15 protein-coding genes and 3 pseudogenes are annotated in these 17,398 nt (G+C 60.9%); 9 read left to right on the top strand and 9 right to left on the bottom strand.

What is annotated here, in order from left to right:
* Nucleotides 1-214: 214 nt before the first annotated feature.
* Both GIW02_RS12550 and GIW02_RS12545 read left to right on the top strand, forming a co-directional pair.
* Nucleotides 215-1,027 (top strand): M949_RS01915 family surface polysaccharide biosynthesis protein, encoded by an 813-nt coding sequence (locus tag GIW02_RS12550; protein ID WP_236418533.1) that lies wholly within the window; start codon nt 215-217, stop codon nt 1,025-1,027.
* Between the two features lie 108 nt (nt 1,028-1,135).
* A complete protein-coding gene (locus GIW02_RS12545; protein ID WP_236418534.1) occupies nt 1,136-2,050 on the top strand; it encodes a tyrosine-type recombinase/integrase in 915 nt (304 codons plus the stop codon).
* A 69-nt stretch (nt 2,051-2,119) separates the two neighbouring features.
* Here the strand turns inward: GIW02_RS12545 and GIW02_RS12540 are convergent, their stop codons facing one another.
* Nucleotides 2,120-2,977, bottom strand: coding sequence for an SDR family oxidoreductase (locus GIW02_RS12540; protein ID WP_236418536.1), 858 nt, complete (start codon nt 2,975-2,977; stop codon nt 2,120-2,122).
* 104 nt (nt 2,978-3,081) lie between these two features.
* A complete protein-coding gene (locus tag GIW02_RS12535; RefSeq protein WP_236421883.1) occupies nt 3,082-4,290 on the bottom strand; it encodes a multidrug effflux MFS transporter in 1,209 nt (402 codons plus the stop codon).
* Nucleotides 4,291-4,446: 156 nt separating this feature from the next.
* Here GIW02_RS12535 and GIW02_RS27270 point away from each other — a divergent pair.
* Nucleotides 4,447-5,202, top strand: a pseudogene (locus tag GIW02_RS27270) (MCP four helix bundle domain-containing protein); the annotation flags it as partial.
* A complete protein-coding gene (locus tag GIW02_RS27265) occupies nt 5,197-6,060 on the top strand; it encodes a methyl-accepting chemotaxis protein (RefSeq protein ID WP_456361663.1) in 864 nt (287 codons plus the stop codon). The pseudogene GIW02_RS27270 and the gene GIW02_RS27265, both read left to right, overlap by 6 nt.
* An 81-nt stretch (nt 6,061-6,141) precedes the next feature.
* Here GIW02_RS27265 and GIW02_RS12525 read toward each other — a convergent pair whose 3' ends face one another.
* The 3 genes from GIW02_RS12525 to GIW02_RS12515 all read right to left on the bottom strand — a co-directional run bounded on the left by GIW02_RS12525 (nt 6,142) and on the right by GIW02_RS12515 (nt 8,707).
* Nucleotides 6,142-6,633 carry a DUF4019 domain-containing protein gene (locus tag GIW02_RS12525; protein WP_236418473.1) on the bottom strand — a complete coding sequence of 164 codons (492 nt, stop codon included), beginning with the start codon at nt 6,631-6,633 and terminating at the stop codon, nt 6,142-6,144.
* Nucleotides 6,634-7,018: 385 nt separating this feature from the next.
* Nucleotides 7,019-7,924, bottom strand: a complete 906-nt coding sequence (locus GIW02_RS12520) for an SEL1-like repeat protein (RefSeq protein WP_236418474.1) — start codon at nt 7,922-7,924, stop codon at nt 7,019-7,021.
* 171 nt (nt 7,925-8,095) lie between these two features.
* Nucleotides 8,096-8,707 (bottom strand): dTMP kinase, encoded by a 612-nt coding sequence (locus tag GIW02_RS12515; RefSeq protein ID WP_236418475.1) that lies wholly within the window; start codon nt 8,705-8,707, stop codon nt 8,096-8,098.
* A 220-nt stretch (nt 8,708-8,927) separates the two neighbouring features.
* Between GIW02_RS12515 and GIW02_RS12510 the strand changes: the two genes are divergently transcribed.
* On the top strand, nt 8,928-9,797 hold the full coding sequence (locus GIW02_RS12510) for an isocitrate lyase/PEP mutase family protein (protein ID WP_236418476.1): 870 nt from the start codon (nt 8,928-8,930) through the stop codon (nt 9,795-9,797).
* 57 nt (nt 9,798-9,854) lie between these two features.
* On the opposite strand, the pseudogene GIW02_RS27260 reads toward GIW02_RS12510, so the two are convergent.
* The 3 genes and pseudogenes from GIW02_RS27260 to GIW02_RS12495 form a co-directional block, all read right to left on the bottom strand.
* Nucleotides 9,855-10,331, bottom strand: a pseudogene (locus GIW02_RS27260) (methyl-accepting chemotaxis protein); the annotation flags it as partial.
* A 111-nt stretch (nt 10,332-10,442) separates the two neighbouring features.
* Nucleotides 10,443-11,120 (bottom strand): annotated as a pseudogene (locus GIW02_RS27255) (PAS domain-containing protein); the annotation flags it as partial.
* 172 nt (nt 11,121-11,292) lie between these two features.
* Nucleotides 11,293-11,784: a winged helix-turn-helix transcriptional regulator gene (locus GIW02_RS12495; RefSeq protein ID WP_236418477.1), complete on the bottom strand. Its 492-nt coding sequence runs from the start codon at nt 11,782-11,784 to the stop codon at nt 11,293-11,295.
* Between the two features lie 107 nt (nt 11,785-11,891).
* Between GIW02_RS12495 and fabF the strand changes: the two genes are divergently transcribed.
* From fabF to GIW02_RS12480, 3 genes are all read left to right on the top strand, one after another.
* Nucleotides 11,892-13,160: a beta-ketoacyl-ACP synthase II gene (gene fabF, locus GIW02_RS12490; protein WP_236418478.1), complete on the top strand. Its 1,269-nt coding sequence runs from the start codon at nt 11,892-11,894 to the stop codon at nt 13,158-13,160.
* 71 nt (nt 13,161-13,231) lie between these two features.
* On the top strand, nt 13,232-13,612 hold the full coding sequence (locus tag GIW02_RS12485; RefSeq protein ID WP_122538568.1) for a RidA family protein: 381 nt from the start codon (nt 13,232-13,234) through the stop codon (nt 13,610-13,612).
* A 70-nt stretch (nt 13,613-13,682) separates the two neighbouring features.
* Nucleotides 13,683-15,662, top strand: coding sequence for a peptidase U32 family protein (locus tag GIW02_RS12480; RefSeq protein WP_236421882.1), 1,980 nt, complete (start codon nt 13,683-13,685; stop codon nt 15,660-15,662).
* Here GIW02_RS12480 and GIW02_RS12475 read toward each other — a convergent pair.
* On the bottom strand, nt 15,640-16,545 hold the full coding sequence (locus GIW02_RS12475; protein WP_236419776.1) for a DMT family transporter: 906 nt from the start codon (nt 16,543-16,545) through the stop codon (nt 15,640-15,642). The two genes, GIW02_RS12480 and GIW02_RS12475, sit on opposite strands and share 23 nt — an antisense overlap.
* Nucleotides 16,546-16,654: 109 nt before the next feature.
* Here GIW02_RS12475 and GIW02_RS12470 point away from each other — a divergent pair, with 109 nt between their 5' ends.
* Nucleotides 16,655-17,095, top strand: coding sequence for an Lrp/AsnC family transcriptional regulator (locus GIW02_RS12470; protein ID WP_236419774.1), 441 nt, complete (start codon nt 16,655-16,657; stop codon nt 17,093-17,095).
* Nucleotides 17,096-17,398: the final 303 nt, after the last annotated feature.

Genomic DNA, 17,398 nt, shown 5'->3' with positions numbered 1-17,398 from the left:
GAAAAACTCGTTTATTTGGCAGGTAGACAGCTAGGGTTCAGCTAAGTAACTAAGGCATTAAAGCCTCTAGTTGCCTGGCGCAATAGGAACGGTCTGTAGGCCGTTTGGTTCAACGGTGCAGGGGCCCCGCAGGCGATAAATTTTATTCAACAATCTTCTCTGCAATGCGCCTCAAGTGCCGGTAAAGTAAGCCGTCTCTTGCCAGGGTAGTCGGATGAATAGCGTGCAGCTTTTACGCGGCCAGTTGCGGCCAGTGTTGATGGGGTTGTTGATGAGCGTCGCGTGCATCACCACGGTGCGGGCCGACGAGACGGTTGCGCTGACCAGCATCGACCAGGTGCCGGACGGTGTCGAAGTACGCGGCAGGCAGATCGCTGCGTACACCTGGGACGATCGCCAGGGCAAAAACCTGTTGGTGCTCGCCGAGCAAGTCAGCGAGCGCGATGACGACGGCACCCAGTCGGCATTTGTGTACGCGGCCCAGTACCTGATGGATGGCAATCGTCCCAAACGCGTGTGGATGCTCTACGACGATGTACAGCATTGCGAGTTCGACGCCTCCCTGCGCTTCGACATGGCCGCGACCAAGGTCACCGACCTGAGTGGCGATGGCATCACCCAGGCCACCGTGGGCTATTCGCGCACCTGCACCAGCGATGTCAGCCCGAATGAATTCAAGCTGATCATGCATGTGGGCAAGTCGCAGAAATACCGTCTGCGGGGTGTCGACCGGGTCGGTGCCAGTTGGTGGGACGAAGAGGCCGGGGCACTGCGCGGCATGCCGCTGCCCAAGGACTGCAGCGTGGCTGGCCAGCAGGCGTTGGTCAGCCAGTACAAGGAGCAGGGCACCGAGTTGCCCTTGCCGGGTTGCTATGGCGATGAAAAGGATTTTGCCAAGGCCCCGGAGGCGTACGTGACCTTCATGCGTCAGCACTGGTTTGCGCTGATGCAGAAGCAAGACGCCGAGTGGAGCCAGACCCAGACGCAATCCCAGGGGCCAACCGAGGAGGAGGATACGGCCCCGTGATTTGGTGCGAGCGCCTGTCATGGGGTAGACTCGGGCCTCGCCAATTCACTAAATACCTCGAATAAACAATGGCTTGGTTGAGGTATTTAATCCAAAGGCTGATCTCCCTTGACTGAGTCTATCCGCAACCCGCTGACCCTTTATCTCACCCGCCTGGCGCCCTCCAGCCAACTGACCATGCGTTATGTGCTGCAGGACGCCGCCGACCGCCTCGGCTTCGAAGACATCAACCTCGAAGAGATCGACTGGCACCTGCTGCAACCCGAACACGTCATCGCCCTGGTAGCCGCCCTGCGCGAGGATGGCTATGCGCCGAACACCTCGTCGCTGTACGTGAACGCGGTGCGCGGCGTGATGAATGAAGCGTGGCGGTTGAGCCTCATCAGCCAGGAACACTTGTTGCGCATGCGCATGGTCAAGGCAGCGTCCGGTAGCCGCCTGGGCCAGGGCCGCAACCTGCGGCGCACGCTGATCCGCGAAATGATGGACGTTTGCGCCGCCGACCCGCGCCCCCAGGGCCTGCGGGACGCAGCGGTGATCGGCATCCTGTACGGCTCGGGCATGCGCAAGTCGGAGTCGGTCAACCTTGACCTGGCGCAGATCAACTTCGACGAGCGCAGTTTGCGGGTGATCGGCAAGGGCAACAAGGAGCTGATCAAGTACGCCCCCGACTGGGCGTTCGCCAAGTTGCAGGCGTGGTTGGCGTTCCGGCGCGAGCAGCTCAAAGAGGGCGAGCAGGACGACAGCTTCCTGTTCAACCGCATCCGCCGTGGCAGCCACATCACCCGTGAGCGCATCACCAAGCACGCAATCTATTACATCGCGCGGCAACGGGGCGAGCAGGTGGGGGTAAAAATCATGCCGCACGATTTTCGCCGCTCGTTCATCACGCGGGTGATCGAGGAACATGATCTGTCGATTGCGCAAAAACTGGCGCATCACACCAATATCCAGACCACCGCCAGCTATGACGTGCGCGACGACAATGAGCGGCGTAGGGCGGTGGACCGGTTTGACCTGTGACTGCGTGAACAACCTGGATCAAATGGGGGCGCGGGCTGGCCCGATCCCCCAATGGTGTTTTTGCAGGCGTCAGAGTATGGGTTTGCCGCCGGTGACGGCGTAACGCGAACCGGAGATGTAGCTGCCTTCATCCGAGGCCAGCAGCACATAGATCGGCGCTACCTCCACCGGCTGGCCAGGGCGGCCCAGTGGGGTTTCGCTGCCGAAGCTCTGTACGTCGTCGTCGGGCATCGTCGAGACGATCAGCGGGGTCCAGATCGGGCCGGGCGCGACGCTGTTGACGCGAATGCCCTTACTGCCGAGCAACTGCGCCAAGCCACCGGTGAAGTTGGCAATTGCACCCTTGGTGGCCGCATAGGCCAGCAGGGTTGGCTTGGGCATGTCGGAGTTGACCGAGCTGGTGTTGATGATCGAGCTACCGGCTTTCATATGCGGCAGCGCGGCCTTGCAGATACGGAACATCGCGGTGATGTTGATATCGAAGGTTTTGACCCACTCTTCATCCTCGATTTCTTCGAGGGTTTCGTGGCTCATCTGGAACGCGGCATTGTTCACCAGCACGTCGATGCGCCCGAACTGTTCGACGGTTTTGTCCACCAGCGCCTGGCAGGTGGCCTTTTGCGCGATGTCACCGGGCAAGAGCACGCATTGACGACCCGCTTCTTCGACCCAGCGTGCGGTTTCTTTGGCGTCCTCATGCTCGTCCAGGTAAGCGATGGCCACGTCGGCGCCTTCACGGGCAAAGGCGATGGCAACCGCGCGGCCTATACCACTGTCGGCACCGGTGATCAGCGCGATCTTGTTGGCCAGTCGGCCCGAGCCTTTGTACGTCTGCTCGCCACAATCGGGGTAGGGCTCCATTTTTTTCTGGGTACCGGGCACGGCTTGGGCCTGAGGCGCGAAGGGCGGGCGAGGGTAGTCAGTCATTTTCAATCTCCATAGCTGTTCAAGGATGCTATGGGATTAGTAGTTGCGCGCCCGCCGATAGTTGTAATGGATGCCCGTGAGGCCCGACGAATGGTTGGCCCGGGCTAGACGCCGCGCTGCGCGCCCGAAAGGTGTGCCGGCAGGCGCCGTAATGTCCACATGACCGTGAGCATTGCCGCGACCGCACACAGTGCGATGCCGATCAACATCGGCGCTGGCGTATGGTCGGCAAACACCCCGACCAGGGTCATGGACACCGCAGCCGTGATCATCTGAATCGCGCCGAGCAGCGCCGAAGCGGAGCCCGCGACGGCGCCATGCTCCTCCAGCGATAACACCCCGGCCGCCGGCAACAGCAAGCCGAGGAACCCGAAGCCGATAAACAGCAGCGTCATCATCAGGGCCAGGCTGTCGACCCATACGGTGGTGATTGCCAGCAACGCCATGATTGCGGCGACGGCCACCACTGACCAACGAATCAATGGCGCCAGGCCAAAACGCGCACTGAGGCGCGCCGTGAGTTGGCTCATGGCAAAAAACGACGCCGCGTTCAGCGCAAAGCACAGGCTGAACTGGGTCGGGGTCAGGCCGAAGTACTCGATGTATACGAACGGCGCGCTGCCGATAAACACGAAGAACGTGGCCAGGCCAAAGCCGCACACCACCGACAAACCGATAAAGACCGGGTCACGCAGCAGTGCGCCGTAGCTGCTGAACGCGCTGCCCTGGGTCTTGCCCAAACGGCGCTCGGCGGGGTGGGTTTCCGGCAGTTGGACGATGGTCATCCCCAGGCACAACACCGCCACAACGGCGAGCACGGCAAATACTTCGCGCCAGCTCCACAGCGAAATCACCAGGCTGCCGGCCAGCGGCGCGAGGATCGGCGAGACGCTCATCACCAGCATCAGCAACGCCATCAGGCGGGCCGCTTCGTGGCCGGTGTAGAGGTCGCGCACGATCGCTCGGGGGATGACCATGCCCGCGCACGCGCCAAACGCCTGCACCGCACGAAAGCCAATCAGCACCTCGATGGTCGGCGCCAACGCACAGCCGACGCTGCCGATGGCAAAGATCACCAACCCTGCGTAAATCGGTGGCTTGCGCCCGAACACATCACTGAGCGGCCCGTAGAACAGTTGGCACACGCCAATGATCATGAAAAACACCGTAAGGCTCATCTGCACAGCCGCCGGCGAGGCCTGCAAACTGGCGCCCAGGGTGGGCAGGGCCGGCAGGTAGATGTCGATGGCAAAGGGGCCGACGGCGGTGATCAAACCCAGCAGCAGGGCGAGGTGAGCAATACTTCGAGACATGAGCGGTTCCGGGCAGAGCAGAAGCCGGTCAGATTAAGGGATCTGTACAGATCCGCAAACTTAGTCTTCATTAACCGAAGATTCTTGCCGATAACCTTGGCAGTGACGCGTGAGCGGTTGGGTTCCAGCCGGCGGTCCAGGTAGGGGGATACCAGCATGACGATCAGAGTGCGCTTGATGCTGTTGATTGCGACCGGACTGCTTACGGCGCTGGTCATGAGCCTGACCGGCTACCTGGGCAATACGCGCATGGGCGCCGCCGTGGAGGCCAATGAGGTGAGCATGACCATGCTGCGCAACCACATGGAAGCCGACATGATGCACGACGCCCTGCGCGCCGACGTGTTGTCGGCGCTGTTGGTGGGCCTGGGGAAAAGCACCAGTACCAAGGCCGAGGTCAGCAGTTCGCTCAAGGAACACGCTGAGCACTTCCGCCAAGTGCTGGGGGACAACCTGAAGCTGCCGTTGGACGATACGCTCAAGGCCAGCCTGGAAAAGATCCGGCCCAGCCTGGACACTTATGTGAGTACGGGCGAGCGCATTGTCACCCTGGCTCTGGACAATCCCGAGGCCGCGCGCAGCGAACTGGAGACGTTCAACGCCGCTTTCAGCACCCTGGAAGATCAGATGGCGGCGCTCAGTGAGCTGATCGAGAGCAACACCGAACAAAGCAGCATCGGTACCCGGCAGACCATCAGCACGGCCAACATCACCCTCGGCGCGGTATTGATCGCCAGCCTTGTTCTGCTGCTGGCTCAGGGTCGCTGGGTGATGCTGAGCATCATGGGCCCGCTGCAGACCGCCAGCCACATTGCGGCCAGCATCGCCCGGGGCAACTTGAGCGAGCCGATTGTGGAGCCCAAGCGCAAGGACGAAGCCGGCGCGTTGATCCGCAGCCTGGCCACCATGCAACGGGACCTGCGCGGCATGATCGAAGTGGTGCGCGGCAATGCGCATGGCGTCAACAGCATGAGCGAACAGTTGAGCCAGGGCTGCCATGAAGTCGCCGGCAGCAGCCAGCAACAAAGCGCCGCCGCCAGCACCATGGCCGCTGCAGCCAGTGAAATGACCGCCAGTATCGAGGAAATCACGCGGCATGCCGGTCGCGCACTGGACATGGCCAACCAGGCGCAAGCCTTGGCCACGGACGGCGGCAAGGTGATTCACCAGGTGGTTAAGGATATGGATGGCATTGCCCGTTCAGCGCAGCAGTCGGCCCAGGTCATCCGCACGCTGGACAAGGAGTCCGAGGCCATTTACAGCATTATCCAGGTGATTAAAGGCATTGCCGACCAAACCAACCTGCTGGCCCTGAACGCCGCGATCGAAGCCGCCCGCGCCGGGGAGCAGGGCCGAGGTTTTGCGGTAGTCGCCGATGAAGTCCGCAGCCTGGCCGGGCGCACGAGCGCCTCGACCCAGGAAATTGCCAGCATGGTCGGGCGTATCCAGCAAAACACCCGCGAGGCGGTGACCAGCATGGAGGAGGGCGTCGCTCAAGTGGACAAGGGCATGGCCGTGACCGCCGAGGTCGAGCGGGCTATCCGTGAAATCCTGCAGGCCACCCTGAGTACCACGGAGTTGGTCAACGATATTTCGCGCACGATCGGCGAACAGAGCCTGGCCAGCAATGAAATCTCGCATCAGGTGGAGATGATTGCGGGCATGTCGGAAAACAACAGCCGGGTAATAGGGCAGACAGCCTCGACAACCGATGAGCTGGCGGGGTTGGCGGGGAAGTTGTCGCAATCTGTCGATCGGTTTCAGCTTTGATTGCGTAACTTGTTGATTTAACTCAACTAAATAGTCATTTAGTTGAGTAAAGTCTCAAGCGCCTAGCGTTGAAGGAGGAGGTTAACGCACCTCTTTGGCGCTGTCGCCCCAAACCACGGTCTTGTTCACGTAATAGCCGGCAACCAACCACTGGTTGCCATCTTCACGCAACACGACTTTTTCCTTGACGCTCGTCACGGCATACGTGGAGGGAAACTCTACAACGGCATAGCGCCCGGCAGGTGCATCCGGCATCTGATCAGTAAAACCCATGCTCACCGGGCCGTGCTCCTTGAGCGTTCCGAGCCCAAGTCGCAGGCCTTTGACAGCGTTGCTCCAGACGAACTCAGACGTCATGGCCTTGAACACCGGGCTGAGCAGCGTCCAGGTTTCATCGACTTTGCCCTCATCAAGCAAGTGTATAAAGCGGCCAGCCGCCTCAAAGACGCGCTGCTGATGCTCAGGCGTGCCTGGGTCCGTCAGCGTGACCGGCTTGGGCGGCGCCTTGTTGAAACTGACGTCGCAACCGGCCATCAAGATACCGCAGCAGAGCATCACAATGAGTCGCTTCATGCAGACCTCGAAGGGAGATGGCATCCATGCGGTCGAGTAAAGTTGAACACTCAAGCTAATGCCATTCATGAGGGGGCTGAATGCAGGATTTCTGCAAATCAATTTGAGAGGAGTTTGCCTGGTGAAATCTGCTGGGCAGCTGGTGCTGAGCACGCAATAGGATATTGCGCATAATGTATATTATGTTAAATCATGTATCAGGCTACCGCACGCCTTTGCTACATAACCTAGGTGACCAACAGAAATGAGAGCAAATGTGTGACGGTCGCGATTTGAAGAGACTTTCCCATCCTAAGAGCTTTGGCCGCTACTACCAGTTTGAGATGACCTCAGACTCAAGCGGTAGCTGCAAGGCATCCCCGTCCAGGCTGCAACCGCAGATTGATCAAGAGCAAGGTTTTCGCCCGCATATAAAAGCCATGCGTTTAGTGTCTAGCGGCGAGAATACCAGCGGCGCCACGATCTCCTGCTCACCGGAGCTGTCGGTCAGCGGCGCAGAGCCCGCCATCGAAATATGGGATGCGGCCTTCATGACCCAACCGTCCACATTCGTATCCCCCGAGCTGCTGACCATCGTCACCTGCGGCTTAGCGCCGTCGGACTTGAAGCGATAGGACAACTTCACGCTCTTCGCTGCGCCCGTGGCATTGACCGCATCGAAAACCTCTCGCACCGCCATGCGGCGGTTCTGCTCCTTGAGAAACCCCGACATCCAGAGTTGCTGATACCGCACTCCCTGCGCGTCACTCAGTGGCTGGCCCTGCTTGCGCAAACGGCTCATCGCCTCCCAGGCGCTATCACCAAAGCGCTCGGTCGAATCCAGGTAGAGCGCCAAGGCACCGGGCAAATCCTGCGCCCCCCCTTTGCCCTCCTCCATCAAGCGCCCTAGTGGCAGCGCGGCATTCTTGCCCGAGAGGCGATAGAACGCCCGCGCCTTGGCGTAATCCACCGGCTCGCCTTCACCGCGTTCGGCCATTTGCCCCAGCAGAATATTGGTGACGGGATTGAGCTTGGCAGACTCGACAAACAGCGCACGGGCCTTGGTGAAGTCCTGATCGACGCCGTATCCACCCTCTTTATACATCTTGCCCAACGCGGCCTTGCACATGGCGTTTCCGTAGTCGGCAAAGCGCTCGATGTAACTGAGGTTGTCGCGTTCGAACGGTTTTTTACCCGCGATCAACATGCACCGCATGCTAACCAGCGAGGAGTCGTAATCGGCGGGCCGGGTCACGCTCTGGCAGCCGCTGATTGCAGCAAAAAGCATCAGAAGGGTCAGGGGTTTGAACATGGCGTCCTTGCATCCGTTGAACAGGAAAGGACGCGATTATGCCATTGATCAAACAGAGGCGCCGTCAGGGCACACCCTTGACGACTGCTTTGCTACGACGACACCAGTTGCTTATGAACATCTGACATCGCCCACTTGTTAAATCACGTATCAGGCTACCGCACGCCTTTGCTACACAACCAAGGCATTGATCTCTGCAACCACCTGCATCGTCGCCGCTTCAACGGTTCCTTCATTCCGGCACAGCACCCAACCGTGATCTGCAACCGCGCGCTCGAACGCGTGAGTACAGGCAACCTGTTGTGCCAGTTCATGGATGACCGTACTGCTCAGCCCACGCCGGCGTGTGGCCGCCCTTGCCCATGAAATGTCGGGTGCGGTCACCACGCCGACGTGCAGGTCTGGCACGCGTACGTTTCGATCCATGTTCATTTGCAGGATCTCTGCAAACGGGATTGTTCGGCGAAATGCGGCGTCAGACGGATACCAGCGATCAATCAAGATGATGCTGTCGGATGGCTGTTCAGGCAGCACGTGCTGGGATATCCACGCGCGGCTGTCAGCAAAGCGCTGGCAAATCGTGCGCTCCAATTCCTGTGTGGGATGCCTGGCGAGTTGATTCACGAGCAGCATGGTTTGCGCCCTGGAGGGATCGCATTTTCGCTCACACAGCCGGATCACCTTCTTATGGTCTGCCCGCAACACCTGGGTAATGGCTTCCAACAGTGTGGTTTTACCGACGCCCTTGGGCCCATCCAGAGAAACAAACAGCGCACGATTCATTCTTCACACTTCAACAGGTACACGGTTTTGTCCGCTGGGTTCGTTGCAATTGCACCGCGCGATTGTACTCACTGGCACACCTGATTACAGGCCAAACTATGCCCTGGCTGCATACCCCATTCTTAAACGTCATAATCCTACGTTTTCCTACATGGTAATCTCACACGTCTACCAATAGGCTTTGATCGAATGTCGACGATGGCCAGCACCAGGAAAGATCATGCCGAAAAAGTCCCACTCAGCCCTGCGCCGTAATTTCCGTGAATTGCTTGCAACGCCAACGTGCGTTGAAACCGCTTCTGTATTCGACCCGATGTCTGCACGTATCGCCGCTGACCTGGGTTTTGAGGTTGGCATCCTGGGAGGCTCCGTCGCCTCGTTGCAGGTATTGGCAGCGCCCGATTTTGCGCTGATCACGCTGAGTGAGTTCGTTGAGCAGGCGACCCGCATCGGCCGCGTCGCGCAACTGCCGTTCATTGCCGACGCCGACCACGGCTACGGCAACGCCCTGAACGTGATGCGCACCGTCGAAGAGCTTGAGCGCGCCGGTGTGGCAGCGCTGACCATCGAAGACACCTTGCTGCCCGCGCAATTTGGGCGCAAGTCCACCGACCTGATCTCCATTGACGAAGGTATCGGCAAAGTCCGGGCCGCCCTGGAAGCCCGTGTCGACCCTGAACTGTCGATCATCGCGCGGACCAACGCCGGCGTGCTGCCGACCCAAGCGGTGATCGAGCGCACCCTGGCCTATCAAAACGCCGGTGCAGACGGGATTTGCATGGTCGGTGTCAGCGACTTCGAACACCTGGAACAGATCGCGGAGCACCTCACCGTTCCGCTGATGCTGGTGACTTACGGCAACCCCAAGCTCAATGACAGCCAACGCCTGGCCAGCCTGGGCGTACGCGTGGTGGTCGCCGGCCACGGTGCTTACTTCGCCGCCATCAAAGCCACTTACGACAGCCTGCGCGCCCAACGCCAGTTGACCCACAGCACGTCGAACCTCAGCGCGACCGAACTGACGCACACCTACACGTTGCCGGAAAGCTACGTGGCGTGGGCGCAAGAGTTCATGGATGTAAAAGAGTAATACCCGGGCGGAACGAGGGGGCCACCCCCCTCCTCCACACCGCGCTACCTCCGGCTATCAGCCCACCCAACCGACAGCGGCTTTGGGAATCACTTCAGATTCATCCAGTTTCGACGCAAACATGCTCACTGCCTGCACCGCATCACTGGTGCTGGTGCGGATCTGCAGGATCACCGAGCCTGCCTGGTCCGCCAGGCTGACGCCACGCTGGGCGCCTTCCTGGGTCGCGTTCATGCTGGTCACCGCGTCGCGGGTTTCGGAAAGGATCATGCCGATCATCTCAGCGATTTCCGCTGTCGAGCGGCTGGTGCGTCCCGCCAACTGCCGAACTTCATCGGCCACCACCGCAAAACCACGACCCTGATCACCGGCCCGCGCGGCCTCGATAGCGGCGTTCAGCGCTAGCAGGTTGGTCTGGTCGGCAATGCCGCGAATAGTATTGACGATGGCGGTGATCTGCTCGGAACGATCGCCCAACTGCCCGACCAGGCGCGCGGATGCGCCAATGTTGTCGGCGATACGGCGCATTTCCGTGGCCGTTTCCTGGATCACTTGGGTGCCGTGTTCGGCGAAGCGCTCGGTCTCCGAGGAAATATGATAGGCCCGCGAGGCGCCGCGAGAGTCCTCTTCGAACTTCTCCACGCGCTCGGTGATGTCGCTGGCAAACTTGACGATCTTGATCAGCGTGCCATCGCCGTCGTACACCGGGTTGTAGCTGGCTTCCAGCCACACCACGCGGCCATGCTTGCCGAGGCGCTTGAATTGCCCGGTGAAGAACTCACCGTTATTCAGGCGGCGCCAGAAGTCTGCGTATTCGCTGCTGTTGATCAGCGTGGGCTCGCAAAACAGCTGGTGCTGTTTGCCTTTGATTTCCGCCAGCGAATAGCCCATCACATTCAAAAAGTTGGAGTTGGCATCCAGCACCTGGCCACGCAGGTCGAACTCAATCACCGCCATCGCGCGATCGAGTGCGACCAGCTTGCTGCGGGTAGCGGCTTCTTGCGAGACTTTTTCGGTGACATCCAGCGCGTACTTGACCACTTTCAACACCTTGCCGCCTTCATCCAGCACCGGGTTGTAGCTGGCTTCCAGCCAGATAGTCCTGCCCTTGGCGTCCACCCGCTTGAAGGTGCCCGACACAAACTTGCCGGCCTTGAGCTCAGCCCAGAACTGGCTGTAGGCCGGGCTGTTGGTGAGTGACGGCAAGCAGAACTCGCGGTGGGTTTTACCCGCCAGCTGCTCGCGGCTGTAGCCCAGGGTCTTGAGGAAGTTGTCATTGGCCCGCAGCACTGTGCCGTTCAGGTCGAATTCAACCACCGCCATGGAGCGCTCAAGTGCGCCAATCAGTCCTTTGTATTCGGTAACGTCGGCCGTCCTGGCCGCCAGTTCTGATTTAAGTGCAGTGTTGAACATGGCGCCCCCTCAGGCATGCGAATAACCGGTTACTTGACTCGCTATCGGCGGGGAAATACGCGACTTGACTCAGCTGCAATGTTTATTTTCTGACGTCAATCGACTGCCTCAACCGCTCGCGCATGCCCGTGCTGGCTGCCGGGCCTGCCTGCAACACGCACTGGTCCCACGGCACCACGTTGCCGTCGGCGCTCGCCATCATCGGCTGCAGCAACTGGCCGGTATCACGGTCAACCACCTCCACGCTGACACCCTCCTCGGCGTAATGCCGATTGCCCCACGCCACCAAGGCCATCAGCACCACGCGAAAGTCTTCGCCCTTGGCCGTGGGCACGTATTCGTAGCGCGGTGGGCGCTCACTGTAGGGAAGGCGCTGCAACATGCCGGCGTCGACCAAGGCATTCAGGCGGCGCGTCAGCATATTCGGCGCAATGCCCAGGCTGCGCGAAAACTCGTCGAAGCGGCGCAGGCCGTGTAACGCGTCGCGCATGATCAGGATGCTCCACCACTCCCCTACCCGGTCGAGGCTACGGGCGATGGGGCATTCGTCGCTGGTAAGGGACTTGCGTTGCATGCGGCTTCCTGTGTGTCGGTGCAAAGTTGCGTAGCGCCATGTTACTTTCATGATGATAGTAACGTCCATAGGGCTTGTACCCTCAACGCAACCGGAGTCGATTGATCATGAGTAAGCGTATCGTTGTGACGGGCATGGGCGCACTGACGCCGCTGGGCGCTGACGTCGAGTCAACCTGGCAGCGCTTGTTGGCCGGGCAATCGGGCATTCGTCAGCTGCCGCAAGCATTGATCGGCGACCTGGCGATCAGCATCGGCGGTCAGGTGCAGACTGTGCTGCAAGACCCGCAAGCCGGGTTTGATCCCGACCGACTCTTGGCTGCCAAGGAACAGCGCAAGATGGACCGCTTCATCCTGTTCGCCCTGGCAGCGGCCGATGAAGCCTTGAAACAGGCCGGCTGGGCGCCGAAAACCGTCGAAGAGCAGGAACGCACCGCCACCATTATCGCGTCGGGCGTGGGCGGCTTTCCGGCCATCGCCGATGCGGTGCGCACCACTGACAGCAAGGGCCCACGGCGCTTGTCGCCGTTCACCATTCCGTCGTTTCTGAGCAACATGGCCGCCGGGCATGTGTCGATCAACTACGGTTTGAAAGGCCCGCTGGGCGCACCGGTCACCGCGTGCGCGGCGGGTGTGCAGGCCATCGGGGACGCGGCGCGGATGATCCGTGCCGGTGAAGTCGATGTAGCGGTGTGCGGCGGTGCCGAGGCGGCGATCCATCGGGTCAGCCTCGCCGGGTTTGCCGCAGCGCGGGCCTTGTCCAGCGACTTCAACGACAGCCCGGAGCGCGCCTCGCGGCCCTTCGACCAGGCGCGCGATGGCTTCGTGATGGGCGAAGGCGCTGGCATTCTGGTCATCGAATCGCTCGAGCACGCCCTGGCGCGCGGCGCGCAGCCGATTGCCGAACTCGTGGGGTACGGCACCAGTGCCGATGCCTATCACATGACGGCCGGCCCGGAAGACGGCGACGGCGCACGCCGGGCCATGTTGCAGGCCCTGCGTCAGGCGGGTATCGAGGCGTCCCAGGTGCAGTACCTGAACGCCCATGCCACCTCGACGCCGGTGGGCGACAAAGGCGAATTGGCCGCGATCAAGACAGTCTTCGGCGCCAGTGGCCAGCCGGCGATCAGTTCGACCAAATCCGCCACCGGCCATTTGCTCGGTGCGGCAGGCGGCATCGAAGCCATCTTCACCGTGCTTGCCCTGCGCGATCAGGTCGCTCCGGTGACCCTCAACCTTGAAAACCCCGACCCCCTCGCCGAAGGCCTGGACCTGCTGCGCGGGACCGCACGGCCGATGCCAATTGAGTACGCGCTGTCCAACGGCTTCGGCTTTGGCGGCGTGAATGCCAGCGTGCTGTTCCGCCGCTGGGTGTAACCCGCGGTTTGCCCCTGCGGTGATTTTCGGGGACCATGGGCGCCTTCTGTTACAGCCAAAAAGAGGCGCCCATGGCCAACCACGACCTGTCCTACACCCCCGATCCGGATGCCGATTCGATTTCTTCCGACGTGATCGGCTTCAACGGCATCCTCGTCTCTACCCAGATCCCCACGCATGCCGATGGCAGCCTGGAACTGGGCGATATCACCGCGCAAAGCGAATGCACCCTGCAAGCCTTGAAAGTCGCCCTGGAAAAAGCCGGCAGCTCGATGGACCGGGTGATGCACCTGACCATTTATCTGACTGATATGGCCGACCGCGCCGCCTTCAACGAGGTCTACAAACGCTTCTTCGCCAAGCCCTGGCCCGTGCGCGCGGCAGTTGGCGTGGCCGCATTGGCGGTGGAAGGCATGCGCGTGGAAGTCACCGCGATGGCCGCCCAAGCCTGAAGTGATGCCGGTCAGGCATTTCACAGCTACAATGCGCGCCTCAACCGTGACAAGCCTGACTAAAAAAACTATGTCCTTGCCCAAGCACCACCTTGAATTGCTCAGCCCTGCCCGCGATGTCGCCATCGCGCGCGAGGCGATCCTGCATGGCGCCGATGCCATCTACATCGGCGGCCCAAGCTTTGGCGCGCGCCATAACGCGTGCAACGAGGTGAGCGATATCGCTCAACTGGTCGAATTCGCCCGCCGTTACCACGCGCGGGTGTTCACCACCATCAACACCATCCTGCATGACAACGAGCTGGAACCCGCGCGCAAGCTGATCCATCAGCTCTACGACGCCGGCGTCGACGCGTTGATCGTGCAGGACCTGGGCGTGATGGAGCTGGATATTCCGCCCATCGAGCTGCACGCCAGCACCCAGACCGACATCCGTACCCTGGGCCGCGCTAAGTTTCTCGACCAGGCCGGGTTCTCGCAGTTGGTATTGGCCCGTGAGCTGAACCTGCAAGAGATCCGCGCCATCGCCGACGAAACCGATGCCGCCATCGAGTTCTTTATCCACGGCGCCCTGTGCGTTGCGTTTTCCGGGCAGTGCAATATCTCCCACGCGCAGAACGGCCGCAGCGCCAACCGTGGCGATTGCTCCCAGGCTTGCCGCCTGCCGTACACCTTGAAAGACGACCAGGGCCGCGTCGTGGCCTTTGAAAAACACCTGCTGTCGATGAAAGACAACAACCAGAGCGCCAACATCCGCGCCCTGGTCGAAGCCGGCGTGCGCTCGTTCAAGATCGAAGGCCGCTACAAGGACATGGGCTATGTGAAAAACATCACCGCCTATTACCGCCAGCGCCTCGACGATGTCCTCGAAGACCGCCCGGACCTGGCGCGCGCCTCCAGTGGCCGCACCGCGCATTTCTTCCTGCCCGACCCGGAAAAAACCTTCCACCGTGGCAGCACCGACTACTTTGTCACCGACCGCAAGATCGACATCGGCGCCTTCGACACCCCGACCTTCACCGGCCTGCCGGTGGGTGTGGTGGAAAAAGCCGGCAAGCGCGACTTGCAGGTGGTCACCCATGAGCCGCTGTCCAATGGCGACGGCCTCAATGTATTGATCAAGCGTGAGGTGGTGGGTTTCCGCGCCAACATCGCAGAAGCCAAAGGCGAGTTCGAGGAAGATGGCCAGAAGCGCTACCGCTACCGCGTCGAGCCCAATGAAATGCCGGCTGGCCTGCATCAGTTGCGCCCGAACCATCCCCTGAACCGCAACCTGGACCATAACTGGCAACAGGCGTTGCTCAAGACCTCGGCCGAGCGCCGTATCGGCCTGACGTGGGTTGCGCGCCTGTGCGAAGCGCAGCTGGAGGTCACCGCCACCAGCGAAGAAGGCATCCGCGCCAGCGTCACCCTGCCCGGCCCGTTCGGCGTGGCCAACAAACCGGAACAGGCGCTGGACACGCTGCGCGATCTGCTCGGCCAGCTCGGCACCACCGAATACCACGCCACCCACATCGAGCTGGATGCGCCGCAGGCGTTCTTCATTCCCAACTCGCAGCTCAAGGCCCTGCGCCGCGAAGTGATTGAAGCCCTGACCGCCGCCCGTGTCGCCGCCCACCCGCGTGGCGGGCGCAAGGCCGAAACCACGCCGCCGCCGGTGTACCCGGACGCGCACTTGTCGTTCCTGGCCAACGTCTACAACCAGAAAGCCCGCGACTTCTACCATCGCCACGGGGTGGAGCTGATCGATGCGGCCTTCGAAGCCCATGAAGAAACCGGCGAAGTGCCGGTGATGATCACCAAGCACTGCCTGCGCTTCTCGTTCAACCTGTGCCCTAAACAGGCCAAGGGCGTGACGGGCGTGAAGACCAAGGTGGCGCCGATGCAATTGATCCATGGCGATGAAGTGCTGACCCTCAAGTTCGACTGCAAACCCTGCGAGATGCACGTGGTGGGCAAGATCAAGGGGCATATCCTGGGTCTGCCGCAGCCTGGCAGCGGTGTGGGCCACTTCAACCCGGAAAACATCATCTTCCAGGGCACGCACTAACCCTGCGGGAGCGGGGCCACCACCAGCCCCGCTGCAACCCTGCAGCCGCCAGCAGAATCGCGGCAACGCCCAGCCATTGCAGCCAACCCAGGCGATGCCCGAATGCAATCCAGTCCACCAGGATCGCCGCAATCGGGTAGATGAACGACAACGCGCCGGTGATGGCGGTCGGCAGTTTCTGGATCGCTCCGTACAGCAACACGTACATCAAGCCGGTGTGTACCACGCCCAGCGTCACCAGGGCGGCCCAGGCCTGGGTCGCAACCGGCACGCTGTTCCACGGCACCAAAGGCGCAAGCAATACCGCGCCGGTGGTCACTTGGATCAGCGCCATCAAATGCGGCGGCACCGCCTTCAAACGCTTGATGATCAGTGCGGCAGTCGCATACAGGAAGGCTGCGCCCAGCGCTAACGCAATACCGCTGAGGTAATCGCCTCCGCTGCTTTGCTGCTCGCCATGGGCCGTGACGATCGCCAGCATGCCCACAAAGGCCAGGCTCAGCCACGCCAGCTTCTGCAGGGTGATCTTTTCGTCCAGAAACACCGCCGCCAGCAGCACCAACATGAACGGCTGCACGTTATAGACCGCTGTGCTGATGGCGATGGACGCGCGGGAATAGGACTCAAACAACAGCAGCCAATTGCCGACGATGGCCACGCCGCTGAGCATTGCCAACCCAAGCTTGGCCCAACTGAGCAGGTCCAGGCGCAGGTAACCCAGTACCGCGCAGACCAGCAACAGCGTCAGCGCGCCGATCACGCAGCGCCAGAACACCACTTCGATCACCGATACACCCGACACCAGCACAAACCAGCCGATGCTGCCCGAGATCAGCATGGCGGCGACCATTTCCCACGACCCGCGACGGATAGATGTGTCCACGTTTGATGCTCCTCAAATGAGGCTCAAGTATGGCAATCTGCTCGGTAGCGGCTCCAGCGCTTAAATAAGGCCAGACAGCCGAATCACCTTTTCTTATTAGGCTGACACCATGATTGACACCATCGACCAGCAACTGATCGCCGCCTTGATGGACGACTCGCGCCTGTCACTCAAGGCCCTGGCGGGCATCACCGGGCTGTCCTCGCCCAGCGTTGGCGAGCGCTTGCGACGCCTGGAGGAGCGCGGCGTGCTCACCCACTACACCGTCGACATCGACCCCAAACATTTCGGCTACCTGCTGCAGGCCATCGTGCGGATTCGCCCGTTGCCCGGCAAGTTGCAGGAGGTGGAGCGCCAGATCCAGGCCATCCCCGAGTTCACCGAATGCGACAAAGTCACCGGCGAAGATTGCTTCATCGCACGCCTGCACGTACGCACCATGGACCAGTTGGACGCCCTCCTCGACCGCCTCAACGCCTATGCGGAAACCAACACCGCGATCGTCAAGAAAACCCCGGTGAAGCGACGATTGCCGCCATTGGCTGACTGATACCGGTGATCGGTTGATCAAGTACCCTGGCAAGCCCTTTCTTTATCAAACAGGCTTGTAGCCTGGTTGTGCCAGGTAGTCTTCCTGTGGCTTGCAGCCTGATTGTTTCAAATAGGCTTCATGTAGCTTGCAGTCTAGTTGTGCCAGATAGCCTTCCTGTGACTTGCAGTCTAGTTGTGCCAGATAGCCTTCTTGTGGCGAGCGGGCTTGTTGTGGCTTTCCTTCTTATTTTGGCGTTCTGGCGTCGCTGTCTCCTGGTTCGCCTGCTCATCCTCTCGTCCACTGGTCCTGTGGCGCTCCGTT

The organism is Pseudomonas syringae (assembly GCF_021606685.1).
GTDB classification, from domain to species: domain Bacteria; phylum Pseudomonadota; class Gammaproteobacteria; order Pseudomonadales; family Pseudomonadaceae; genus Aquipseudomonas; species Aquipseudomonas syringae_R.
The sequence above is the reverse complement of the archived record's forward strand: the minus strand, read 5'-3'. Positions and strand labels throughout refer to the sequence as shown.